This is a genomic window from Burkholderia sp. KJ006 (genome assembly GCF_000262695.1).
Lineage (GTDB): Bacteria > Pseudomonadota > Gammaproteobacteria > Burkholderiales > Burkholderiaceae > Burkholderia > Burkholderia vietnamiensis.
Window position 1 is genome coordinate 2,294,803 of record NC_017920.1, and the last position, 24,068, is coordinate 2,318,870.

Sequence of the window (24,068 nt, forward strand, 5' to 3'; positions counted from 1 at the left end):
GGCCCAATGAAAAACGGGTGCATGCGCGTCGCATGCACCCGTTGCTGCCACGGCGCTCGCGCGCCGCGGCGACTGCCTGAACCGACCGCTTATGCGGAAGGCTTGCGCGGCATTCCGAACCCGCCGAGCAGCGCGGCGACCTGCCGCTTCGGCCCTTTCTTCTCGGGCTGCTGGACGGACGTCGTCTCCTCGGGTTGCTGCGCCGGCGTCGACGGTTCGTACGGCTTCAGGAAAAAATCGTCGACCGGCGCGTCGTGGCGGCGATGATGACCACCGCGCTCGGCGCTGCCTGAACGACGCGCCGACGCACCGCGATGCTCGTCGCGGTCGCGACGGCCGCCGCGCTCGCTACGTTCGCCGCGCTCATTGCGCTCACCGCGCTCGTCGTGACGATGGCGGGCCGGCTTGTCGAGTGCGAGCGTCTGCACTTCGAGCGGACGCTTGATCAGCTTCTCGATATCGGCGAGCTGCTTGCGCTCGTTCGGGCTGCACAGCGACAGCGCGTCGCCCGTCGCCCCGGCGCGGCCCGTGCGGCCGATCCGGTGCACGTAGTCTTCCGCGTTGAACGGCAGGTCGAAGTTGATCACGGCCGGCAGTTCGGCGATGTCGAGCCCGCGCGCGGCCACGTCGGTCGCGACCAGCGCCTCGATCTCGCCGCGCTTGAACGCGTCGAGCGCCTGCATCCGCTCGATCTGCGACTTGTCGCCGTGGATCGCCGAGGCCACCACGCCGTCGCGCTCGAGATTGCGCGCGAGCCGGCTCGCGCCGATCTTGCTGTTGCAGAACACGATCACCTGCTTGAGCCCGCGCCCGCGCAGCAACTGCACGACGGCCGCCTGCTTGTCGCCTTCGGCGACGTCGTAGACGATCTGCGTGACGTTCGCGTTGGTCGAGTTGCTGCGCGCGACTTCGATCGTCTGCGGGTTGCGCAGGTAGGTCGACGCGAGCTTCTTGATTTCCGGCGAGAACGTCGCGGAGAACAGCAGCGTCTGACGCTCCTTCGGCAGCAGGTTCAGGATGCGCTGCAGGTCGGGCAGGAAGCCCATGTCGAGCATCCGGTCGGCTTCGTCGAGCACGAGCATCTGGACCTGGCCGAGGTTCGCCGTCTTTTGCTGAACGTGATCGAGCAGGCGGCCCGGCGTCGCGATCAGGATCTCGACGCCGCGGCGCAGCTCGGCCATCTGCGGATTCATGTCGACGCCGCCGAACACGACCGCGCTGCGCAGCGCCGTGTGCTTCGCGTACGCATGCACGTTCGCGGCGACCTGGTCGGCGAGCTCGCGCGTCGGCGTGAGGATCAGCGCGCGCACCGGATGGCGCGCCGGCGACGCGCTCGTGCTGGCGTGCGGCAGCAGCCGCTGGATGATCGGCAGCGAGAAACTCGCGGTCTTGCCGGTGCCCGTTTGCGCGGCGCCCATGACGTCGCGGCCGGCGAGCACGACCGGAATGGCCTGCGCCTGGATCGGCGTCGGCGTCGTATAGCCCTGCTCGACGATGGCTTTCAGGATATCGGGCGCGAGGCCGAATTGATCGAAGGTTGCGTCGGCAGGCTTGGCGACAGAATCGGACATGGTGGCGTTTCGCTCAAAAGGCGCGGCGGGGACATCGTGCGTCAGGCCGGCCGGGCCTGCGCTCATCACATTTCGGAAGTAGACGGAGCCGCGGCGCGCCGCGCGACGCCGCTCTGGCGCCCGGGGCCGGTTCACATCGAACATCGGGCGCCACAGGTCGTGCGGACTCCGTTCGGCGCGAATGCCGGCGGAAAGGGACATATTGTAGCACTGAGCCGGAATCTGTCCGTGACAACGCTGCGAATGGGCTCCCGCGCCGGTTTGTCATGTACGCCGACAAGGCGTCGCGCGGGCAAAACATTCCGATCGGGCGATGGATGAGATTCGGGGCCGTATGGGGCTCGGGGACTCGGGGACTCGGGGACTCGGGGGCTCGGGACTCTCGGGACTCTCGGGACTCTCGGGACTTTCGGGACTTTCGGGACTTTCGGGACTTTCGGGACTTTCGGGACTTTCGGGACTTTCGGGACTTTCGGGACTTTCGGGACTTTCGGGACTCTCGGGACTCTCGGGGGCGCTCCGGTCGCTGGGTCGCTGGGTCGCTGGGTCGCTGAGTCGCCGGGTCGCTGGTGGCGCTGGGATCGCTCGAACCCGCGCCGCTGCGGCCAGTCCCCGTCGCGCACCGCGCATGCCGCTGCGGTCACCTACCTTCGCGCACCGCGGCGCGCCAGGCCGATCAACCGCCCCCGCCGACCAGCAACCCCGCACCGTTCAACCCTTCTTCTTTTTCTTCTTGTCGACCTGCACGCAGTCGCCGAGCATCGGCGCGGCATTCGGATCGGCGATCTCGTCGCGCAACGTCGCCTCCCTGCCCTTCGTCCACCAGGTATAGCGGCCGGCCTGATAGCGCACGCCCGACCCCGAGACGGTGTCGACGAACAGCATCTGCTGCCCGTTGACCGGCACGAGCGCGAAGCTCTGGCCGTTGCCGGCGCGCCAATACGACACGCGCAGCGGCTGCTTCTCGTTCGCGCACTGGTACACGGTCGGCTGGCGCGCATCGGCGTCGATCTCCTCGACGGTCAGTTGCGCCGCATGCGCAGCCGAAGCAGCGGAAACGGCGGCGCCGGCCAGCGCCAGCGCGACGAAGGTTTGGCGAATCATGCTGGTCCTTGGATGAGACGGTGAGAACGCACGCACGCGGCGTGCGCTGGTCGGAGACGACGCGTCGACGCCCGACGCCCGGGCCATCATGGATCGATGACGTCGGCGCATGCGTCGGTCGGCGCGGCAGCCACATGACCGACCAGCGGGACGATCTTCAGCCCGGCCGATGCGATCCGGCACGGCGCGGCCGCGACGCCGCAGCCGGCCAGGCTCGCGAGCAGCGCGAGCGCGGCGCCGAGCGTCGCGATCCGACCGAGCCGTGACAATCTGGATGCCATCGCGCGCTCCCGGGCGGTCAGCGCGACGACACGGGCCGCACGGCCGCCGCCGCGCGCTTCGCGCGCTCGCGGGCTTCGTCGACGTTCGCCCCGGTCGCGAGCGCGACGCCCATGCGCCGCTTCACGAAGCTCTCGGGCTTGCCGAACAGGCGCAGGTCGGCGCCCGGCACGGCGAGCGCGTCGCGCACGCCTTCGAACGCGATGCCGCGCTCGTCGAGGCCGCCGTAGATCACCGCCGACGCAGCCGGCGAGCCGAGCGTCGGATCGACCGGCAGCCCGAGGATCGCGCGGGCGTGCAGCTCGAATTCCGACTGGCGTTGCGACGCGAGCGTGACGAGGCCCGTGTCGTGCGGCCGCGGGCTCACCTCGGAGAACCAGACGTCGTCGCCGCGCACGAACAGCTCGACGCCGAACAGCCCGCGCCCGCCGAGCGCCTCGGTCACCTTGTGCGCGATGTCGCGCGACTTCTGCAGCGCGGCCGCGCTCATCGGCTGCGGCTGCCACGATTCGACGTAGTCGCCCGCCACCTGCACGTGGCCGACCGGCTCGCAGAAGTAGGTGCGCGTCGCCAGCGTGGCCGGGTCGATCGCACGGACGGTCAGCTGCGTGATCTCGTAGTCGAAATCGATGAAGCCCTCGACGATCACGCGCCCGTGGTTCACGCGGCCGCCGGCCATCGCGTAGTCCCACGCGGCCTTCACGTCGGCCTCGCTGCGTACCACCGACTGCCCCTTGCCCGACGACGACATCACCGGCTTCACGACGCACGGCATCCCGATCTTCGCGACCGCTGCGCTGAAGGCGTCGAACGAATCGGCGAACGCGTACGGCGAGGTCGCGAGCCCGAGCTCCTCGGCGGCGAGCCGGCGGATGCCCTCGCGGTTCATCGTGAGCTGCGTCGCGCGCGCGGTGGGGATCACCTCGGCCAGGCCGGCCGCCTCGATGGCCGCGAGCGCGTCGGTCGCGATCGCCTCGATCTCGGGGACGATCAGATGCGGGCGCTCGGCCTCGACCAGCGCGCGCAGCGCAGCCGCGTCGGTCATGTCGATCACGTGGGCGCGATGCGCGACCTGATGGCCCGGCGCGTCCGGATAGCGGTCGACGGCGATGACTTCGACGCCGAGGCGCTGCAACGCGATGATGACTTCCTTGCCGAGTTCGCCCGCGCCGAGCAGCATGACGCGCGTGGCCGAAGGTGAAAGCGGCGTACCGAGCCGCTGACCGATCTGCATGTGATTTCCCGCTGGTTCTGTTGGAGGACGAAACGGCGTCGATGTTAACACGCGCACCGTCGGCGCTTCGGCCCGTTTCGTCGCCGCGTGGCCGGCCCGGGCGGGCGCGAACGTTTTCGCGCACGAAGTGTCGGCTCGCCTCGCGCGGGGCCGGTGCGTTACTCTTACGCCTTGATCAGAATCCGTAGAGGAACGAGGCTCATGTCCCACCTGTCCGCCGCCCGCGCACGCACCGGCCTGCTTCGCCCGTTGCGCGCGCCGCTCTGCGCGTTGACGCTTGCCACGCTTCTCGCCGCCTGTGCGATGCCGACCCACCCCGATTCCGCCGCCCCCGCGCCCGACCCGTACAATCCGGCCGCCGTCCAGCTGCTCGACGACACGAGTTGGGAACTCACGAGCTGGGCCGCCGCCGACGGCACGCCGCGCACGATTCCGCACGGCGACAACGGCGAGCCGATCAGGCTCGCGCTGTCGACCGAGTCGGGCGTGCGGCGCGCGAGCGGCTTTTCGGGCTGCAACCGCTATATGGGCACCTACGCGATCAAGAACGGGCTGCTCAGCTTCGGGCCGCTCGCCGGCACGCGCATGGCGTGTCCGAACGCGCTGGGCGGCCAGCTCGAGCATGCGTACCTCGATGCGCTCGCCCACGTGCAGAAGACCGGCGTGCAGATGCGCGAGCCGCAGCAATTGCAGATCGTGACCGAAGCCGGCGAGACGCTCACCTTCACGCGTCGGGGCGGCTGATGCGGCGCCCGAGCGCGGGCGGGCCATGCGCCGCCGCGTCGCGCGGCCTCGAATCCATGCGTCGCGCAGCCTGAACCGGCCTCGCCGTCTTCATGTTGCGCCGGCGCGCTGTCAGTCTCGTCAATCTCGTTCGTCGGCCGGTTAAACTCGGCGGATCGCGCACCGCGCCCCGCCCTTCTTCCTGTTTCATCAAAGCATGCACACGGTAGTCTTCGGCTGGTTCGGCATCTCCGCCGTCTGGTTCCTCCTTCTCTTCTGGCGTCTCGTTCAGGCGATGCTGCCCGGCGGCGGCGGCCTCGCCGGCCGCGGCTCGATTCGCCTCTGGATCGGCTTCGCGGCGGTGTTCGTCGCGAGCTGCGCGCTGACGAGCCCGTTGTCCGGCCCGGACACCAACGCGCTCGGCCATGCGCTCTCCGCCGGCTTCGCCCACGTGCTCGGCCCGATCGGCACGCCGGTCGCGATGGTCGTGCTGTTGCTCGCCGGCTTGCCGTGGCTGACCGGCATTCGCTGGCGCCAGTTCGCCGCGTGGGTCGACGCGTCGTTCGGCGTGAAGCTCGCGCGCGACGTCGCGGACGACGACGTGCGCAGCGTCGCCGACCTGCCGCGCGGCGCGCTGCATCGCGACGACGACATCGTGCAGCCGACGACCGCCCATACGGTCAATTCGATGGCGCCGCGCCAGAACGGGCGGTATTCGCGCCCGACGTTGTGGAAGCCCGATCCGCAGGCCCGGCCGAAACCGCGCAACAAGGCCGCGGCGCGCCCCCTGGCGGAGCCGGTCGCGCCGTCGGGATGGCTGAAGCCGACGCCGGCCAAGCGCATGCCGGCGCCGCCCGTCCCGGCTACGCCGAGCGCGATGCCGCCGCCGACGACCGGCAGCACCGCCAGCCTCGCGCGCGCCGCCGCGAACGCGCAGGGGCCGCGCCCGAATCCGGCGCCGCTGCCGGCCGGGTTCCAGCCGGTTCGACCGCAACCGACCGCCGCGCGGCCAGCTGCCGCTGCAGCCGCGACGGCAGCCGTGGCGGCGTCGAAGCAGCCGAGCACGCCGCGCGCCACGGTCGCGCCGCGCCCGGTTGGTGCGACGCCGCCGCGCACGGCCGCGCGTCCGGCGACGGGAGCCGCCGCCGGCCCGGCTGCTGACCCGGCACGGCGCCGCCCCGCGCCGCCGACGCCCGCCCGCGCACCGCTTTACGCGTGGGTGCAGCAGCCCGCAGAACCGATCACGCCGGCGCCGAGCGTTCACGACACGCTGCGCTCGATCGAAGCCAGCACCGCGCAGTGGGCGGCGCTGGATGGGGTGCGGCCGGGGAATGCGGCGGGTACGGCAGCAGCGGCTGGCAGTTCGGGGAGCGAGGCGACAGTCGCGGCGGGTGGTGCGGTTGGTGCGGTTGGTGTGGCAGGCGGCGTGGTTGCGTCCGAGTCGGCCTCCGTTGCCGCGTCGGGCGCCCTCGCTTCGGATGGGCATCCGGTCGCCCCGCACGACGTCGGACGGGCGGATGCGCTCGCAACCGCATCTGCGTCCACATCGGCTCCCGGTGCTTCCGCTGCTTCCGCCGACAGCGAACCGATCGTGCTGGATGCGTTCATGCCATTAGGCTCGGGCGCGCACGCTCCCATCGTGGACATCAGCTCCTGGCTCGTCGATCAGCCAGCGCAGGACGCGCCGAAAGCGCCCGGCGTCGAAACGCACGCGCACGCAGACCGTCCGGGCAGCGAACGCGAACATGCCGTCAACGGCGCTGCCGCGCCGGAATCCCATGCACCGATCGACGTTGCGCCCTGGGAAGACGTCGTCGACACGCCCAGTTCCGCATTGGATACGTCGCAGTCGCAACCGATTTCGGCACGCCAGGTGCAGGAAGGGATGGCGACTCGCGATGTCGACGGAGCTGGTTCGATCGCCGGTACGCCGTCGGCGAATGCGTCGGGTCGTGACGTCGACCGCGCGGGCGCTGGCAGCAGCGACGGGGCCGTCGCGCAACCAGCGGTTAGCGCCGATATCGCCCGATTCGTCGACGCGAACGACGGTATGGCAGGGACGCCCGAACCCGCGAAACAAATTGCGCACGGAGCGCTGAACGCATTTATGCCGGCTTCGCCGACTGCGGACGCGTCGGCGTCGCCTGCAGCGGCAGCGTCGTTGCAAGCGCCCGTCGCGCCGGGTCTGTCCGCATCTTTTGCAACGCCCGCGGCAATGGCCGCGTCGGCATCGCATGCAGCGGCAGCTCCGTCGCAAGCGCCCGGCGCGCCGAGTCTGTCCGCATCGTTTGCAACGCCCACGGCATCAGCCGCGTCGGCGTCGCCTGCAGCGGCAGCGTCGTCGCAAGCGCCCGTCGCGCCGAGTCTGCCCGCATCGTTTGCAACGCCCGCGGCACCTGCGGCGTCGGCGTCGCCTGCAGCGGCAGCGTCGTCGCAAGCGCCCATCGCGCCGAGCCCGTCAGCGTCGCTGGAATCGGCCGCGGCGATGGCCGCATCGGCGTCGCCTGCAGCGGCAGTGTCCTCGGAAGCGCCCATCGCGCCGAGTCTGCCCGCATCGTTTGCAACGCCCGCGTCGCCAATACCGTCCGCAGCATCCCCGGCGCGCGCCAGCATGCCCGGAAGCCCGTACGAATCCGGCAGCCACACGCCCAACACCGCATCGACCGTATCGACTACCCCGCCCGCCACGGCAACGACTAGCGACACCGCCGCTTCCGCGGCGCGCGCGTTCGCATCGCCGATCGCACCGGCGACGCCTGCCCGCGCACCTTCGACCGATGCGTCGGCGCAGTCCGCGATGCGCGCCGCCGAGCCGATGTCGGCCGTTGCGACCGCATCGCTCCCCGCCGCCCTCGGCTCGACGGTCTTGCATCCGACGGCAAACGTTCCCGTGACGCAGACGGCCGCATCGTTCTCGATGTCGACGGAGCGCGCAGCCACCGGCGCGTCGCCTGCATCGGCCACGGAGTCGGCATCCCACGCGAGCCGCACGCCAGACGCGCCGGCGGTCGATACACCGGCCGAGTCCGCCACGCAGACACATGCAACGCAAGCGCCAAGCGCCAGCATCGCGCCGGCTCCGTCTGCGGGCGCACTTGCTGCCGTCGGTACGGCCACGCCCACGTTCGGGTCGACCGCTGCATTTGGCGGCACATCGACGGCGAGCGGTACGCCCGCGTCAATGACATCTATGACGCCGACCGCAGCGATTGCGCCATTCGCGGCACCGCCGTCCTCGACTCAGGCAGCAGCGCCCACGTCATCCTTCACCGTTTCCCACGCGCCGCTCGACGCTGCGGCTCCGGATCGCGTGATCGCACCCACAACGACGCCGCAGGCTCATTCGTACACCGGCACGCCGGCGCCCGCTACTTCGTCGCCGACCAACCCGATGCCCGCAGCAACGATCGCGACGTCGACGGCCGCGCCCGTCGGCGCCGCACTGCCGACGCTCACCGCTGCATCGCTCCCCGGCGCCATGCTGGCCGGCACCGCGCCCGCGGCGGCGGCCGCCCAGCCTGCCGCTGCTACGGCAATGGCAGCAGTGCCCACACCGGCCACCGTCACCTTCGCCCAAGCCGTAGCACCGACCGACGCACCCGCATCGTCCGCCGCAAACGCCGCCCCCGCGGAACCGGCCACGCCACCCGACGCCGAAGCGGAAGCCGCGACCACCCCAACCCGCCCGCCGCGTCCGAACGCGTTCGAATTCCACGCGCCCGCGTCCTTCAACGTCGAGCTGCCGACGCTCGACCTGCTCGAGCCGGCATCGGACGACATCGAGCCCATCTCGGAAGAACACCTCGCGCAGACCGGCCAGGTGATCGAGCAGCGCCTGCAGGAGTTCAAGGTGCCGGTGACGGTCGTCGGCGCGTCGGCGGGCCCGGTGATCACGCGCTTCGAGATCGAACCCGCGCTCGGCGTGCGCGGCAGCCAGATCGTCGGCCTGATGAAGGACCTGTCGCGCGGGCTCGGCCTCACGTCGATCCGCGTCGTCGAGACGATTCCCGGCAAGACCTGCATGGGCCTCGAGCTGCCGAACGCGAAGCGCCAGATGATCCGCCTGTCGGAGATTCTCGAATCGCGTCAGTACCAGCATTCGACGTCGCAGCTGACGATCGCGATGGGCAAGGACATCACCGGCCATCCGGTCGTCACCGATCTGGCTAAGGCGCCGCACATGCTGGTCGCCGGCACGACCGGCTCGGGCAAGTCGGTCGCGATCAACGCGATGATCCTGTCGCTGCTGTACAAGGCGACGCCGGAGGAAGTGCGGCTCATCATGATCGATCCGAAGATGCTCGAGCTGTCGGTCTATGAGGGCATCCCGCACCTGCTCGCGCCCGTCGTCACCGACATGAAGCTCGCGGCGAACGCGCTGAACTGGTGCGTCGGCGAAATGGAGAAGCGCTACCGGCTGATGTCGGCCGTCGGCGTGCGCAACCTCGCGGGCTTCAACCAGAAGATCCGCGACGCCGAGGCAAAGGAAAAGAAGATCGGCAACCCGTTCTCGCTGACGCCCGACGATCCGGAACCGCTGTCGACGCTGCCGCTGATCGTCGTCGTGATCGACGAGCTGGCCGACCTGATGATGGTCGCCGGCAAGAAGATCGAGGAGCTGATCGCCCGGCTCGCGCAGAAGGCGCGCGCGGCCGGCATCCATCTGATCCTCGCGACCCAGCGCCCGTCCGTCGACGTGATCACCGGCCTCATCAAGGCGAACATTCCGACGCGCGTCGCGTTTCAGGTGTCGTCGAAGATCGACTCGCGCACGATCCTCGACCAGATGGGCGCCGAATCGCTGCTCGGCCAGGGCGACATGCTGTTCCTGCCGCCGGGCACCGGCTACCCGCAGCGCGTGCACGGCGCGTTCGTCGCCGACGAGGAAGTGCACCGCATCGTCGAATACCTGAAGCAGTTCGGCGAGCCGCAGTACGAGGAAGGTATCCTCGACGGTCCCGCGGCCGACGGCGCGACGCAGGACCTGTTCGGCGATGCGCCCGACGCGGAAGCCGATCCGCTCTACGACGAAGCCGTCGCGTTCGTCGTGCGCACGCGGCGCGCGTCGATCTCGTCGGTGCAGCGCCAGCTACGCATCGGCTACAACCGCGCCGCGCGTCTCGTCGAACAGATGGAAGCAGCCGGCCTCGTGTCGCCGATGGGGATCAACGGCAGCCGCGAGGTGCTCGTGCCGGCCGCCGCCGACTGAGCGAGACGGGGCGAAGAACGGGGCGAAGCCGAGCGCACCGGCGGGCCGCGGCCCGCACCGCGACGCCAGTCCACAAACGCAAAGGGCGCTGCCGACCTGATCGGCAGCGCCCTTTTTACATCGCCTGCGCGTTATTGCTCGACCGGCACCAGCTTGAAGTCGACCGGGCTACCGACCGCGACCTTCTGCGGATTCGGCCCGAGCTGCCCGCTCTCGACGTCGCGGCTGAACACGTAGAACGTGTCGCTGTCCTGGTTGCCGACGATCAGCCACTTGCCGCTCGGATCGATCAGGAATTCGCGCGGCGTCTTGCCGAGGCTCGACTGGCGGCCGACCGTCTTGAGCCGGCCGTCGGCCTGGTTCACCGCGTAGATCACGATGTCGTTGGCGTCGCCGCGATTGCTCGCGTAGACGAAGCGGCCGTCCGGCGACACGTGGATCGCGCCGCCGCCCACCTTGCCCTTGAAGCCCGGCGCGCTCATCGGCAGCGTCTGGACCGGCGTGAGCTTGCCGTCGTGATAGCCGAACACCTCGACCGACGCGTTCAGCTCGCTCGTCACGTACGCGAACCGGCCGTCCGCGCCGAACACCATGTGGCGCGGCCCCGAGCCCGGCTTCACCGGCGTGTAGCGCGTGTCGGTCGGACTGATCAGCCCGCGGCTGCCGTCGACCGTGTAGCGGTAGCCGTAGATCTTGTCGGCGCCGAGGTCCTGCACGAACAGATAACGCCCATCGGGCGAGAACACCGTCGAATGCACGTGCGCGCCGTCCTGCCGCCCCTTCACGGGGCCGGTGCCTTCGTGGTGCACGGTCAACACGGCCGTGCCGACCGCGCCGCCGTCGCGCACCGGGAATACGGCGAAGCTGCCGCCCGGATCGGCCGCGACCGAGTAGTTGGCAGTCACGACGTACTTGCCGTCCGGCGAGAGCGCCAGATAGCACGGGTCGTTCCCTTCCGACGACACGCGATCGATGAAGGTGAGCGTGCCGGTCTTCGGATCGAAGCCGAACGCGCTGATGCCGCCGCGCTGCGTGGCCGGCCCGTTGTCACCGGGCAGCTCGTTGACCGCATACACGGTGCGGCCGTCGCGGCTCGGCAACAGATACGACGGATTCACCGTCTTGGCCGACGACACGGGCGCGACGCTGCCCGTCTTCGTATCGAAGCGGTACACGTAGATGCCTTCGCTGCCGTGACCCGTATAGGTGCCGACGAGCAGGTTGTAGACGCCGTCGGCGGCGGCCGGCGCCTGCTGCGCGAACGCGTGGGTCGCCGACAGCGACAGCACGAGTGCGAAACCTTTCATCCAGTGAGCGAGCCTAAGCGGGGACCCTCGTGTCGCAGCGCGTGCGTCATGCTCGCGTAAACGGTTGGGCATTCAATCCTCCTTGCATCGAGTCGCTTCAAGTGTTGAGATAGGACGAAACGCCTGCCGTTCACGCGCTCCGCCGCCCGGCCGAGTATACGGGGCGCGGCGCCCGAACGCGAAGCGCGAGCGCCGCTGCCTGCATTGTGAACTCGAATATCCAAGGACCGCTTGCCCATGCCCGCCCTGATCGAAGACTACGCCCTCGTCGGCGACGGCCACACCGCTGCCCTGATTTCACGAGACGGCTCCGTCGACTGGCTGTGCTGGCCCCGCTTCGATTCGGGCGCCTGCTTCGCGGCGCTGGTCGGCACGCCCGAGCATGGCCGCTGGCTGCTCGCGCCGGCCGCCGACGCCGCGATCACGCACACGACACGCCGCTATCGCGGCGACACGCTGATCCTCGAAACCGACTACGAAAGCGCGGACGGCGCCGTCACCGTGGTCGACTTCATGCCGCCCGGCAACGGCTGGTCGGAGCTGGTACGGATCGTCGTCGGCCGGCACGGCACGATGAAGATGCGCATGGAGCTCGTGTTGCGCTTCGACTACGGCTTCTCGATTCCGTGGGTCACGCAGCTGTCCCGCGAGAACGGCATGAAAGCAATCGCCGGTCCCGATACGGTCGTGCTGCGCACGCCCGTGCCGCTCACCGGCCGCAATCTGCATACGCTCGCGGAATTCACGGTCAGCGCCGACGAGCGCATCCCGTTCTCGCTCGGCTATGCGGCGTCGCATCTGCGGCTGCCGCCCGCACGCGACCCGCTGTCGATGCTCGCCCGCACCGAGAATTACTGGCTCGAATGGTCGGGCCGCTGCCAGGTGCAGGGCCGCTATGCGGCCGCCGTGCGCCGCTCGCTGCTCACGCTGAAGGCGCTCGCCTACGAGCCGACCGGCGGCATCGTCGCCGCGCCGACCACGTCGCTGCCCGAGAAGATCGGCGGCAACCGCAACTGGGACTACCGCTATTGCTGGCTGCGCGACGCGACGATCACGCTGCTCGCGCTGATGCGCGGCGGCTACTACGACGAGGCGCGTGCGTGGCGCTCCTGGCTCGGCCGCGTGATGGCCGGCTCGCCCGAACAGATCCAGATCATGTACGGGATCGCCGGCGAGCGCCGGCTCCCCGAAATGGAGCTCGACTGGCTGCCCGGCTATCAGAATTCGAAGCCGGTGCGGGTCGGCAACGGTGCCGCGAACCAGCTGCAGCTCGACGTGTTCGGCGAGGTGATGGCCGCGCTGCATTTGGCGCGCGTGGGCGGCCTGCAGGCCGACGACACCGTCTGGTCCGTGCAGTGCGCGCTGCTCGACCACCTCGAGAAAATCTGGCAGGAGCCCGACGAAGGCATCTGGGAAACGCGCGGCGGCCGCCGCCATTTCACATTCTCGAAGGTGATGGCGTGGGTCGCGTTCGATCGCGCGATCAAGTCGGCCGAAATGTTCCGTCTGCCCGGCTCGCTCGACCGCTGGCGCGCACTGCGCGACCGCATCCACGCCGACGTCTGCGACAACGCGTGGCATGAAGGCAAACAGGCGTTTGCGCAGAGCTACGGCAGCGACGAGCTCGACGCGAGCGTGCTGCTGATGCCGCTCATGGGCTTCCTGCCGCCGGAAGATCCGCGCATCGTCGGCACGGTCGAGGCGATCGAACGGGAATTGCTGCACGACGGGCTCGTGATGCGCTACCGCACGACCGAATACGACGACGGGCTGCCGCCCGGCGAAGGCACGTTTCTGGCCTGCAGTTTCTGGCTGGTCGACAACTACGCGCTGCTCGGCCGGATCGACGATGCGCACCGGCTGTTCAGCCGGCTGCTGGCGCTGTCGAACGACCTCGGCCTGCTCGCCGAGGAATACGACCCCGTCGACGGCCGGCTCGTCGGCAACTTCCCGCAGGCGTTCTCGCACGTGGCGCTGGTGCACACCGCGATGAACCTGATGCACCACGAAGACGCGATGGCGCGCGCGGCCGGCCAGCCCGCGCCGGCCGTGGCGACCGGGCGCTGAAGGGGATGCTGGCGGGCGCCGACGGGCCGGGCGGCGGCTTGTTCAGAGATCGTCAATTCACAAAAATTTGATGAAAAATCAGGGAAATGTTGCATTGCGGCACGAAGGGTTGTCCGATATGATCGATTCGATTGTCCGGCCGCAGCGCAACATGGCCGGGCGCTGATCCACACGGCACGCCGCGACGCTCACGCCGCCCCTGCGCACCGTCCCCCACGCGGGAGTAGTCTGCATGCTTTATCAACTGCACGAATTCCAGCGGGCCATGCTGAGCCCGCTCACGGCCTGGGCCCAGGCCGCATCGAAATCCTTTGCGAACCCGTCGAGCCCGTTCTCGCTGATGCCCGGCGCGCCGCGGATGGCGGCCGCGTACGAGTTGCTGTACCGGCTCGGCAAGGATTACGAGAAGCCCGAATTCAACATTCACCAGATCGTCAAGGACGGCCACAACATCCCGATCGTCGAGCAGACGATCATCGAGAAGCCGTTCTGCAGGCTGCTGCGCTTCAAGCGCTATGCGGACGACGCCGACGCCGTCACGCAGCTGAAGGACGAACCGGTCGTGCTGGTCTGCGCGCCGCTGTCGGGCCACCACTCCACGCTGCTGCGCGACACCGTGCGCACGCTGCTGCAGGATCACAAGGTGTACATCACCGACTGGATCGACGCGCGGATGGTGCCGGTCGAAGTCGGCCCGTTCCATCTGCACGATTACATCGCGTACATCCAGGAGTTCATCCGCCACATCGGCGCGCGCAACGTGCACGTGATCTCCGTGTGCCAGCCGACGGTGCCGGTGCTCGCTGCGATCTCGCTGATGGCGAGCCGCGGCGAGGACACGCCGCTCACGATGACGATGATGGGCGGCCCGATCGACGCGCGCCGCAGCCCGACGTCGGTGAACTCGCTGGCGACGCAGCATTCGACCGCATGGTTCGAGAACAACGTGATCCACACGGTGCCCGCGAACTATCCGGGCGAAGGCCGCCACGTGTATCCGGGCTTCCTGCAGCATACGGGCTTCGTCGCGATGAACCCGGAACGTCACGCGCAATCGCACTGGGACTTCTATCAGAGCCTGCTGCGCGGCGACGAGGACGACGCCGAAGCGCACCGCCAGTTCTACGACGAGTACAACGCGGTGCTCGACATGGCTGCCGAGTATTACCTCGAGACGATCCGCGTCGTGTTCCAGGAATTCCGGCTCGCCGAAGGCACGTGGGACGTCGAAGGCGAGCGCGTGCGCCCGCAGGACATCAAGCACACGGCGCTGATGACGATCGAGGGCGAGCTCGACGACATCTCGGGCAGCGGCCAGACCCACGTCGCGCACGAGCTGTGCATGGGCATTCCGCAGGACGACCGCCGCAGCCTGACCGCCGAGAAATGCGGCCATTACGGGATCTTCTCGGGCCGCCGCTGGCGCACGATCATCTATCCGCAGTTGCGCGACTTCATTCGCGAGCACGCTCCCGAGCCGAAACACGGCGCGACGAAGACGCCCGGCAACGCGCCGGTAGAATCGACCGCAGCAACCGGAACGACCGCAGCGCCGCTCGCCGCCGTGCCCGCCGACAAGCCCCAGCCCGAAACGGCGACGCGCACGACGGCCGCCGCCGCGAAACGCTCGCGCCCGAAGACGCCGGCTGCGACCGTCGCCCCGGCCAAGACGGTAGCCGCGAAGGCCGCACCGGGCGCGAAGCGGGCGGCCGGCACGCGCGCCAAGTCGGTTCGCGCGCGCAAGGCCGCCTGACGCGCGCCGCGCGCCGACGCAAAAACGCCGCCGATGCTTCATGCACGGCGGCGTTTTTCTTTACACGGGTCGAGCGCAGCGACGCGGCCCGCGAGCACCGCATCAGCGGCGCAGCAAATAGGCGAGCAGCACTTCAGTGTTCATCCTGACCATCTCGGCGCGCTCGTCGGTGTCGCTGAAATCGCGGCCGAGCGTCGCCGCGAGCGTGAAGCGGTTCGACACGATGTAGTAGCCGAGCCCCGACAGCGTCACGTAAAAGCGCAGCGGATCGACGTCGTTGCGGAACAGCCCGGCCTTCTGGCCGCGCGTCAGCACGTTGCCGAGCGTCGCGACGATCGGCGACATCATCTCGCGGATGCGCGTCGACTTGTGCAGGTAGCGCGCTTCGTGCAGGTTTTCGTTGTTGATGAGGCGCAGCAGTTCCGGATGGTCGCGGTAGTAATCCCACACGAAATGCGCGAGCCGCGTGACGGCTTCCACCGGTGCGACGCCATCGAGATCGAGCACGCGCTCGGCGTCCGTGAGCGCGGAGAACGCGTGTTCGAGCACAGCGGTGAACAACTGCTCCTTGCTGCCGAAGTAGTAATAGAGCATGCGCTCGTTGGTCTCGGCGCGACGCGCGATCTGGTCGACGCGCGCGCCGAACAGCCCTCCAGTCGCGAACTCTTCGGCCGCCGCCATCAGGATGCGACGGCGTGTACCTTCAGGATCTCTTTTGATTTTTGGCTGATTCATGGTGGCGTTTTGCTATGTGAGCCGCGTGATCCGGACCGGCACCCCCACCGCCTCGGTGCCGGCGCAACCTGGAACGGTCGCACCGCGGGCGGCCGCCCTCCTGCTGAGCCCCTGCAAAAAAGCGGTTCGATTATGCGCACAGAGCGCGTCCAGCGCAATGCGGGAAATCGGCGATAATCAAGGTTTGGCAAACCTTTCCGGCCGCGCCGCAGCGGCCGAAAGCCATTCGGCGCTGCCGCGCCCGTTGTCACCGTGACCGATTCCAAGACCCTCGCGGATCGCCTCGAAGATCTGCTCCCCCAGACGCAATGCACGAAGTGCGGCTATGACGGCTGCCGCCCATACGCGGAAGCGATCGCCGCCGGCAACGCGAACTACAACCAGTGTCCGCCGGGCGGCGCCGAAGGCATCGCGCGCCTGGCGAGCCTGCTCGGCAAGCCGGTGATTCCATTGAATCCGGTGAACGGCGCCGAGCATCCGCGCGCCATCGCATTCATCGACGAAAGCCTGTGCATCGGCTGCACGCTGTGCCTGCAGGCGTGCCCGGTCGACGCGATCATCGGCGCGCCGAAGCAGATGCACACGATCATCGAGCCGCTCTGCACCGGCTGCGACCTGTGCGTGGCGCCCTGCCCGGTCGACTGCATCGCGATGGTACCCGTGACCGGCGATCGCACGGGCTGGGACGCATGGTCGCAGGAGCAGGCTGATGCCGCGCGCGCGCGGCACGATCGCCGGCTCGCCCGCCAGCGCCGCGAACGCGAAGCCGCCGAAGCACGTGCGGCGGCCCGGCGCGCGGCGAGCGCCGGCGCAGCGAAGGCGGCGCCCGCCGAAGCAGCGCCGGGCGCGGCGGCCGAGGACGCCGACGCGAAGAAACGCGCGATCATCGCCGCCGCGCTCGAACGCGCACGCCAGAAGAAGGAAGCGCTGGCCGAGCAAGGCGCGGCGCCGAAGAACACCGAACACGTCAGCGCGGCCGTGCAGGCGCAGATCGATGCGGCGGAAGCCCGCCGCAAGCGGCTCGCCGAGCAGCACGCGCAGCGCGACGGCGAAGCGGCGGCGCCCGACGCACAACACGACGACCGGAACGGCGCGTCCGCGCCGCCCGACAAGAACCGTCCATGAACGCCACGAAACGACGCGCGATCTACGAAACGCTGCAAAGCCTGAATCCGCATCCGACCACCGAGCTTGAATACACGACGCCGTTCGAGCTGCTGATCGCCGTGATGCTGTCCGCGCAGGCGACCGACGTGTCGGTCAACAAGGCGATGCGCAAGATGTTCCCGGTTGCGAACACCCCGCGACAAATCGTCGCGCTTGGCGAGGAAGGCGTGGCCGACTACATCAAGACGATCGGCCTGTACCGCACCAAGGCGAAGAACGTGGTCGCCACCTGCCATATCCTGCTCGAGCGCTACGGCGGCGAGGTGCCGGCCGATCGCGAGGCGCTCGAGAGCCTGCCGGGCGTCGGCCGCAAAACCGCCAACGTCGTGCTGAACACCGCGTTCGGCCAGCCGACGATCGCGGTCGACACGCACATCTTCCGCGTCGCGAATCGCACGGGCCTGGCGCCCGGCAAGGACGTGCGGGCCGTCGAAGCCGCGCTCGAGAAATTCACGCCGAAGGAATTCCTGCACGACGCGCATCACTGGCTGATCCTGCACGGACGCTATGTGTGCAAGGCGCGCCGGCCCGAATGCTGGCACTGCGCGATCGAGCCGCTGTGCGAGTTCCGGCCGAAGACGCCACCGCCTAGCGAGTGAACGTCGGCGGCCGGCAGATCGTACCGGCCGGCTGTGCATCACGGCATTGAACGCGGTGCGGCACGCGTGTCGCGAGGTGCGGTGTCGGGCGCTGTCGTCCGCTGTCGTCCGCTGTCGTGCCGAGTCGTTCTGGGCCGTGCCGTGTTGCGCCGTGCCGTATCGCGACATCTCGCGCCATGCCATACCACGCCGCCCCCACCCGCACCACCGCCGCCCTTCCGCCCCCCGCTACGCGTTGGACGTCGCCGTCGTATCGTCGACCGCCGCGCCGCCCGCACGCACGAGCGCCAGCACGGCCGCGAGAATCGCGATGCCGCCCGCCCACTGCAGCGGCGACAACGCCTCGCCGAACAGCAGCGCCGCGAGCGCGACCGTCACGACCGGTTCGAGCGTCGACAGCATCGACGTGCGCGCGGCGCCGAGCCGCTCGAGGCCGGCGAAGAACGCCAGCATCGCGGCGACCGTCGAGACCAGCGCTATCGCCAGCATCGACGCCCAGCCGCCGGCCGTCGCAGGCCAGCGCGGCGGCGCGCCGAACGCCGCCGTTCGCACGACAGCGATCGCGACGAGCGTCGCGGTGGCCGACAGGCAGATGATCGCAGTAGTCGCGAGCGGATCGACGCCGCGTGTCGCCTTCGTGCCGCCGACGATGTACAGCGAATAGATCACCGCGGCCGCCAGCGCGAGCCCAATGCCGAGCGGCTCGCCGTGCCCGCCGCCGACCATCAGCGCCGAGCCGGCCACGCACAGCACGAGCGCGACGGCCTTCGCGCGCGTCAGGCGCTCGCCGAGCCACCATGCTGCGAGCAGCGTGACGAAGGCCGGGTACAGATAGAGCAGCAACGCGACGAGGCTCGCCTGCGCATGCTGAAGCGCACTGAAATAGCAGAACGATTGCCCGACGTAGCCGAGCGCGCCCATCGCGACGAGCGGCGCGAGCCTACGGCCGCGCGGCCACGCAACGCGCCGCCGCCGCGCAATCGCCGCGAGGATCACGCCGCCGATCGCGAACCGCACGATCAGCAGACCGAGCACGTCGACGCCGGCCGCGTACGCATAGCGGCCGAAGATCGCCATCGCGCCGAACGCGGCGGCGGACAGCGCGACATAGAACGCGCCTCGCAGCGCGGCGGACGATGAACGGGCGGTGGCGGACATGATGGAGCGCAACGAGCGCGACGACGGCGATCGACGGAGTCTAGCGGTCCGGCGTCCGCAAGCCTAGCCCCCGCTCATCCGTTGCGAGGCGCGCGGCCAACGCGGCCTGCGCACCCAATCGCGGCCGCCCGCCGCATCCCGCAACGCGCGTTCCGCTCGCGCCCAACCGCCCGCCAGCACCGCTCGCCGACCCGGCGTACAATGCGCGACGCGGCATCAGGCCGTCCGAATCACGACGTCTCCCCGATCATGTTCAATCCGAGTCGCGACGAAGTCCGTCGCTTTTTCACCGAAACCTGGCGCAAGCAGCGCGCAGGCGAGATCCTGACGCCGCTGGAAGCGATGGCCGCCGACTGGATCGTCGAACACCCCGAATACCACGACGAGCTCGCGGACGCCGACGGCGCCGCCGCGCGCAACTACACGCCCGAGGAAGGTCGCACGAACCCGTTCCTGCACCTGTCGATGCACCTCGCGATCAGCGAGCAGCTATCGATCGACCAGCCGCCCGGCATCCGCGCCGCGCACGACAAGCTGGCCGCGAAGCTCGACTCGACGCACGAAGCGCAGCACACGATCATGGAATGTCTCGGTGAGACGATCTGGGAAGCGCAGCGCACCGGCACGCCGCCGGACACCGACGCCTATCTGCAACGCATCCTGCGCCGCGCGTCGCGCGACTGACCGCGGGCCGCAGCGCGATCGCCGGCCGCCGCGCGGACAAAAAAATACCCCGCCGCCGCGGGGTATTTCGCTGCACGGGCCGCTCGGCCCGGCACACTTACTTCTTGAAGACGAGATCGGTTTCTTTCAGCGACTCGATGTAGGCGGCGATGTCCTTCATGTCGCTCACCGACAGGTTCTGCACCTGCGCCTGCATGATCGCGTTGTTGCGGCCGAGCAGCGGGTTCGTCAGCCCCATCTGGTACTGGCGCATCGCCCACACGAGGTAGTCGGCGTGCTGGCCCGCGAGGCGCGGATATTCGGCGTTGATCGGCTTGTTCAGTTGCGCGCCGTGGCAGGCCGCGCAGTTGTGCGACTCGACCAGTTCCTTGCCCTTCGTCGTGTCCGCCGCATGCGCGGTACCGATCGCGAGGCCGGCCGCCAGTGCCACCGCCGCCGTCTTGAATGCGTTGTTCATGAATGCTCCTGTCCCGCCGGTCTGATCGGCGGCGCGCGCTTTACTTGTAGGGATTGTCCTTCGTGTCGGCCTTCTGGGCGGCATAGTAGGCCGCCAGATCCGCGATGTCCTGATCCGTCAGCGAACCGGCGATCGCATTCATCGACGGGAAGTGACGATCCTTCTTGCGGTAGGCCTTCAGCGCGTTCTCGAGATATTGCTGGTTCTGGCCGCCGAGGACGGGCACCCGGTAGACCTCCGGGTACGCCGCGCGGTAATCCTGGATGCCGTGGCAACCGATGCACATGGCGGCCTTGCTCGCCCCGTCCTTCGGGTTGCCGACCACACCGGCCGCCTGCGCGCTGCCCGCGAGCGCCACGAGCGCCGCGACAACGACGTGTTTGCCGACGAATTTGTTCATAGCTCTTGTAACCTAGCTTGAGGGGAAACTGGCGCCGAAGCGGCAACGGCCCGCGCCGTTTTGCTTATCGGTCGCCACGCAGGCCAAAAAAAACGGCCAGATTGTACCGCGTCGGCGGGGAATGCGTCCACACGGCGCCCGCGCCCGGCCCGCCGCAGCCCCGGCAACGATACGCGGGAGCGCGCCAACCGGACAGCCCTTCTGACTTATACTGGGTTTTTTTGAGACCAGAAAAGAGCGCCGCCATGCGTTTCGAAGGATCCTCGCACTACGTCGCCACCGACGACCTGAAGCTCGCGGTCAACGCCGCACTGACGCTGCAGCGCCCGCTGCTGATCAAGGGCGAACCCGGCACCGGCAAGACGATGCTCGCCGAGGAAGTGGCCGCCGCGCTCGACATGCCGCTGCTGCAGTGGCACATCAAGTCGACCACCAAAGCGCAGCAGGGCCTGTACGAATACGACGCCGTCTCGCGCCTGCGCGACTCGCAGCTCGGCGACGAACGCGTGAAGGACATCGCGAACTACATCGTGAAAGGCGTGCTGTGGCAGGCGTTCGACGCCGAGCGCCCGAGCGTGCTGCTGATCGACGAGATCGACAAGGCCGACATCGAATTCCCGAACGACCTGCTGCGCGAGCTCGACCGCATGGAGTTCCACGTGTACGAGACGCGCGAGACGGTGCGCGCGAAGCATCGCCCGCTCGTGATCATCACGTCGAACAACGAGAAGGAATTGCCCGACGCGTTCCTGCGCCGCTGCTTCTTCCACTACATCCAGTTTCCCGATGCGTCGACGATGCAGAAGATCGTCGCGGTCCACTTCCCGAACATCCGCGAGGAGCTGCTGCAGGCCGCGATGCAGAGTTTCTTCGAATTGCGCAGCGTGTCGGGCCTCAAGAAGAAGCCGTCGACGTCCGAGCTGCTCGACTGGCTGAAGCTGCTGCTCGCCGAGAACATCCCCGCCGACGCGCTGCGCGGCGCCGACGCGAAGCAGATCGTCCCGCCGCTCGCCGGCGCGCTGCTGAAGAACGAGCAGGATCTGAGCCTGCTCGAGCGGCTCGTCTACATGAACCGGCACAACCGGTAACCCACGCGCGAAGGCCCGGCCATGCTGCTCAATTTCTTCTACGCGCTGCGCGCAGCCAAGCTGCCCGTCTCGGTGAAGGAATACCTGACGCTGCTCGAAGCGCTGAAGGCCGGCCTGATCTCGCCGTCGATCGACGCGTTCTACTTCCTCGCGCGGATGACGCTCGTGAAGGACGAGCAGTACTTCGACAAGTTCGACCAGGCGTTCGGCGCGTATTTCCACGGCGTGTCCGCGCTGCCGTCCGACGCGTTCGACATTCCGCTCGACTGGCTCGAGAAGCGCCTCGAGCGCGAGCTGTCGCCGGACGAGAAGGCGCAGATCGAAGCGATGGGCGGGCTCGACAAGCTGATGGCGCGCCTGAAGGCGCTGCTCGACGAGCAGAAGGAGCGCCACGAAGGCGGCAACAAGTGGATCGGCACCGGCGGCACCTCGCCGTTCGGCCACGGCGGCTACAACCCCGAAGGGATCCGCATCGGCGGCCCGTCGAACGGCAACCGCACCGCGGTCAAGGTGTGGGAGGCGCGCGCGTATCGCGACTACGACGACTCGGTGGAGATCGGCACGCGCAACATCAAGGTCGCGCTGCGCCGCCTGCGCCGCTTCGCGCGCGAAGGCGCGGCCGAGGAGCTCGACCTGCCCGGCACGATCCGCAGCACGGCCGCGAACGCCGGCTGGCTCGATCTGCGGATGGTGCCCGAGCGCCACAACAACGTGAAGGTGCTGATGCTGCTCGACGTCGGCGGCTCGATGGACGACCACATCAAGCGCACCGAAGAACTGTTCTCGGCTGCGAAGGCCGAGTTCAAGCACCTCGAGTTCTACTATTTCCACAACTGCGTGTACGACCACCTGTGGAAGAACAATCGCCGGCGCCAGTCGGAGCGCACCGCGACGTGGGACGTGCTGCACAAGTTCACGCCCGACTACAAGCTGATCTTCGTCGGCGACGCGACGATGAGCCCGTACGAAGTGCTGCAGCCCGGCGGCTCGGTCGAATACAACAACCCGGAGGCCGGCGCCGTGTGGCTGCGCCGCTTCGCCGACCAGTTCCCCCACCATGCATGGCTGAACCCGGAGCCCGAGCGGCTATGGGAATACCGGCAGTCGATCGCGATCATTCGCGACGTGCTCGGCCAGCGCATGTATCCGCTCACGCTCGCGGGCCTCGAAACCGCGATGCGCACGCTCAGCAAATAACGAACCCACCCAGCAGACCCGCAGGCCGCACGGGCGGCCTCCCCCTCGGAGATAGCATGAATCCCTCGCCCACCGCGAGCGCAGGCCGCGCCGGCGGCCGCCGCTTTTTCGCCGATACGTCGGTGTCGGCGCTCGTCGCCGGCTTCGTCGCGATGATGACCGGCTACACGAGCTCGCTCGTGCTGATGTTCCAGGCCGGCCGCGCCGCGCACCTCACCGATGCGCAAATCTCGTCGTGGATCTGGGCGCTGTCGATCGGCATGGCGCTCACGACCATCGGGCTGTCGCTGCGGTTTCGCGCGCCGGTCGTCGTCGCGTGGTCGACGCCGGGCGCCGCGCTGCTGATCGCGTCGCTGCCCGGCGTGCCGTATCCCGAAGCGATCGGCGCGTTCGTCGTCTGCGCGCTGCTGCTGACGGCCGTCGGCGTGAGCGGGCTGTTCGATACGCTGATGAAGCGCATTCCGGCCGGCATCGCGGCCGCGTTGCTCGCCGGCATCCTGTTCGAGATCGGCATCGAGATCTTCCGCGCGGCCCAGTTCCAGACCGCGCTCGTGCTCGCGATGTTCTTCACCTACCTGATCGTCAAGCGCGCCGCGCCGCGCTACGCGATCGTCACGACGCTGATCGTCGGCACCGCGGTGGCCGGCGGCCTCGGCCTGCTCGACTTCAGCCGCTTCCACATCGCGCTCGCGCAGCCGGTGTTCACGATGCCGGCGTTCTCGATCGCGTCGATCGTCAGCATCGGCATTCCCCTGTTCGTCGTCGCGATGGCGTCGCAGAACGTGCCGGGCATCGCGGTGCTGCGCGCGGACGGCTATGCGACGCCGTCGTCGCCGCTGATCGCGACGACCGGGCTCGCCTCGCTGCTGCTCGCGCCGTTCGGCTCGCACGGCGTGAACCTCGCGGCGATCACGGCCGCGATCTGCACCGGCCCCGAAGCGCACGAGGATCACGCGAAGCGTTACACGGCCGCCGTCTGGTGCGGCACCTTCTATCTGATCGCCGGCGTGTTCGGCGCGACGATCGCCGCGCTGTTCGCGGCGCTGCCGAAGGCGCTGGTCGTGTCGGTCGCAGCGCTCGCGCTGTTCGGCTCGATCATGAGCGGGCTCGCGAATGCGATGCAGGACGTGAAGCAGCGCGAAGCAGCGCTCGTCACGTTCATGGTCACGGCGTCGGGCCTCACGCTGCTGTCGATCGGATCGGCGTTCTGGGGGCTCGTGGCCGGGATCGTCACGCAAGTGATCCTGAACGCGCGACGCCCCGCATAACCGCGCGCACGGCGCCGCCTCGTGCCGGCCGAGCGGCGCGCCATCACGTGCGCGACGCGAATCGGGCC

At 69.0% G+C, this 24,068-nt stretch carries 19 protein-coding genes; 10 read left to right on the plus strand and 9 right to left on the minus strand.

Going from position 1 to position 24,068, the window contains the following annotated elements:
• Positions 1-89: 89 nt before the first annotated feature.
• From MYA_RS10340 to purT, 4 genes are all read right to left on the minus strand, one after another.
• On the minus strand, positions 90-1,637 hold the full coding sequence (locus MYA_RS10340; RefSeq protein WP_034194038.1) for a DEAD/DEAH box helicase: 1,548 nt from the start codon (positions 1,635-1,637) through the stop codon (positions 90-92).
• Between the two features lie 645 nt (positions 1,638-2,282).
• Entirely contained in the window at positions 2,283-2,675 is a 393-nt protein-coding gene (locus MYA_RS10345; RefSeq protein ID WP_014723404.1) for an MliC family protein, read from the minus strand.
• Positions 2,676-2,761: 86 nt separating this feature from the next.
• The gene (locus tag MYA_RS10350) at positions 2,762-2,956 is read right to left on the minus strand and encodes a DUF6726 family protein (protein ID WP_011885603.1); all 195 of its coding nucleotides are present in this window, start codon (positions 2,954-2,956) and stop codon (positions 2,762-2,764) included.
• Positions 2,957-2,973: 17 nt separating this feature from the next.
• Positions 2,974-4,188 (minus strand): formate-dependent phosphoribosylglycinamide formyltransferase, encoded by a 1,215-nt coding sequence (gene purT / locus MYA_RS10355; RefSeq protein ID WP_011885604.1) that lies wholly within the window; start codon positions 4,186-4,188, stop codon positions 2,974-2,976.
• A 201-nt stretch (positions 4,189-4,389) separates the two neighbouring features.
• Here purT and MYA_RS10360 point away from each other — a divergent pair, with 201 nt between their 5' ends.
• Positions 4,390-4,932 (plus strand): META domain-containing protein, encoded by a 543-nt coding sequence (locus MYA_RS10360; protein WP_014723405.1) that lies wholly within the window; start codon positions 4,390-4,392, stop codon positions 4,930-4,932.
• 196 nt (positions 4,933-5,128) lie between these two features.
• Positions 5,129-10,120, plus strand: a complete 4,992-nt coding sequence (locus MYA_RS32110) for a DNA translocase FtsK (RefSeq protein ID WP_014723407.1) — start codon at positions 5,129-5,131, stop codon at positions 10,118-10,120.
• Positions 10,121-10,251: 131 nt separating this feature from the next.
• On the opposite strand, the gene MYA_RS10370 is transcribed toward MYA_RS32110, so the two are convergent.
• Positions 10,252-11,499, minus strand: a complete 1,248-nt coding sequence (locus tag MYA_RS10370) for a lactonase family protein (protein WP_080938684.1) — start codon at positions 11,497-11,499, stop codon at positions 10,252-10,254.
• Positions 11,500-11,664: 165 nt separating this feature from the next.
• Here MYA_RS10370 and MYA_RS10375 point away from each other — a divergent pair, with 165 nt between their 5' ends.
• A complete protein-coding gene (locus MYA_RS10375) occupies positions 11,665-13,494 on the plus strand; it encodes a glycoside hydrolase family 15 protein (protein WP_014723409.1) in 1,830 nt (609 codons plus the stop codon).
• 232 nt (positions 13,495-13,726) lie between these two features.
• A complete protein-coding gene (locus tag MYA_RS10380) occupies positions 13,727-15,247 on the plus strand; it encodes a polyhydroxyalkanoate depolymerase (RefSeq protein ID WP_014723411.1) in 1,521 nt (506 codons plus the stop codon).
• Positions 15,248-15,349: 102 nt separating this feature from the next.
• On the opposite strand, the gene MYA_RS10385 is transcribed toward MYA_RS10380, so the two are convergent.
• Complete coding sequence (locus MYA_RS10385; protein WP_011885610.1) at positions 15,350-15,982, minus strand: TetR family transcriptional regulator; 633 nt, start codon at positions 15,980-15,982, stop codon at positions 15,350-15,352.
• A 252-nt stretch (positions 15,983-16,234) separates the two neighbouring features.
• Here MYA_RS10385 and rsxB point away from each other — a divergent pair, with 252 nt between their 5' ends.
• Both rsxB and nth read left to right on the plus strand, forming a co-directional pair.
• Positions 16,235-17,107 carry an electron transport complex subunit RsxB gene (gene rsxB / locus MYA_RS10390; protein WP_041493871.1) on the plus strand — a complete coding sequence of 291 codons (873 nt, stop codon included), beginning with the start codon at positions 16,235-16,237 and terminating at the stop codon, positions 17,105-17,107.
• Positions 17,104-17,748, plus strand: coding sequence for an endonuclease III (nth, locus tag MYA_RS10395; RefSeq protein WP_014723413.1), 645 nt, complete (start codon positions 17,104-17,106; stop codon positions 17,746-17,748). The genes rsxB and nth overlap by 4 nt, the downstream gene beginning before the upstream one ends.
• 228 nt (positions 17,749-17,976) lie before the next feature.
• Here the strand turns inward: nth and MYA_RS10400 are convergent, their stop codons facing one another.
• Positions 17,977-18,906, minus strand: coding sequence for a DMT family transporter (locus tag MYA_RS10400; RefSeq protein WP_011885613.1), 930 nt, complete (start codon positions 18,904-18,906; stop codon positions 17,977-17,979).
• 135 nt (positions 18,907-19,041) lie between these two features.
• On the opposite strand from MYA_RS10400, the gene MYA_RS10405 reads away from it, so the two are divergent.
• On the plus strand, positions 19,042-19,590 hold the full coding sequence (locus MYA_RS10405) for a DUF1841 family protein (protein ID WP_374702171.1): 549 nt from the start codon (positions 19,042-19,044) through the stop codon (positions 19,588-19,590).
• A 97-nt stretch (positions 19,591-19,687) separates the two neighbouring features.
• On the opposite strand, the gene MYA_RS10410 is transcribed toward MYA_RS10405, so the two are convergent.
• Positions 19,688-20,047, minus strand: coding sequence for a c-type cytochrome (locus tag MYA_RS10410; RefSeq protein WP_011885615.1), 360 nt, complete (start codon positions 20,045-20,047; stop codon positions 19,688-19,690).
• A gap of 40 nt (positions 20,048-20,087) precedes the next feature.
• Positions 20,088-20,447 carry a c-type cytochrome gene (locus tag MYA_RS10415; protein ID WP_011885616.1) on the minus strand — a complete coding sequence of 120 codons (360 nt, stop codon included), beginning with the start codon at positions 20,445-20,447 and terminating at the stop codon, positions 20,088-20,090.
• A gap of 245 nt (positions 20,448-20,692) precedes the next feature.
• On the opposite strand from MYA_RS10415, the gene MYA_RS10420 reads away from it, so the two are divergent.
• Genes MYA_RS10420 through MYA_RS10430 form a run of 3 tightly spaced genes read left to right on the plus strand, consistent with a single transcriptional unit; the run spans position 20,693 to position 24,000 of the window.
• Positions 20,693-21,535: an AAA family ATPase gene (locus MYA_RS10420; protein WP_014723414.1), complete on the plus strand. Its 843-nt coding sequence runs from the start codon at positions 20,693-20,695 to the stop codon at positions 21,533-21,535.
• Between the two features lie 21 nt (positions 21,536-21,556).
• Complete coding sequence (locus tag MYA_RS10425) at positions 21,557-22,732, plus strand: vWA domain-containing protein (protein WP_011885618.1); 1,176 nt, start codon at positions 21,557-21,559, stop codon at positions 22,730-22,732.
• A gap of 56 nt (positions 22,733-22,788) precedes the next feature.
• Positions 22,789-24,000 carry a benzoate/H(+) symporter BenE family transporter gene (locus tag MYA_RS10430; RefSeq protein ID WP_014723415.1) on the plus strand — a complete coding sequence of 404 codons (1,212 nt, stop codon included), beginning with the start codon at positions 22,789-22,791 and terminating at the stop codon, positions 23,998-24,000.
• Positions 24,001-24,068: the final 68 nt, after the last annotated feature.